At 75.5% G+C, this 579-nt stretch carries 2 protein-coding genes; both read left to right on the forward strand.

The genetic code is table 11. The features are described from left to right. Positions 1–370, forward strand: a 370-nt coding sequence (locus AC1DXV_RS35210; RefSeq protein ID WP_477938128.1) for a DUF58 domain-containing protein, incomplete at its 5' end; no start/stop codon positions are given. Between the two features lie 8 nt (positions 371–378). Beyond that, positions 379–579: hypothetical protein (locus AC1DXV_RS35215; protein WP_477938129.1), on the forward strand; the 201-nt coding region annotated here is incomplete at its 3' end.

The raw sequence follows: 579 nt of genomic DNA on the forward strand, positions 1-579 counted from the left end.
TCCCACGCCCGGCGGGCCGGCCACCGGGCGCCGCGCCGATGGCGGCGAACTCGAAGGCGTGCGCGGCTACCGGCGCGGCGACCCGCTGAAGCTGGTGGTCTGGAAGAAGGCCGCGCGCAGCCTGGAGACCGGCGGCGAGCTGGTCAGCCGCGACACCACCTCGACGGTGCAGCAGCAGCTGTGGCTCGATTGGCAACGCTGCGCCGGCCTCGCCCCCGAGGACCGGCTGTCGCGCCTGGCCGCGTGGGTGCTGGCCGCCGAGCGTGCCGGTGCCGACTACGGCCTGCGCCTGCCCGGCCTGCAGATCGAGCCGGCGCAAGGCGAGCTGCAGCGCCGGCGCTGCCTGGAGGCGATGGCGCTGTGGCAATAAATTCAGCAGTGACTTCATTCCTGCCCCGCTGGCCCGGCTGGCGCCACCTGCCGCGCGACACCCGCGACACGCTGTTCCTGCTGCTCGTGATCGCGTGGACCGTGCTGCCGCACCTGCTGCACCTGCCGCCGTGGTGCGCCGTGCTGACGGCCGGCGTGCTGCTGTGGCGAGGCCGCGTCGCGCTGGCCGGCGGGGCGCTGCCCGGGCGC

It is taken from the genome of Rhizobacter sp. P3_C12 (assembly GCF_056402735.1).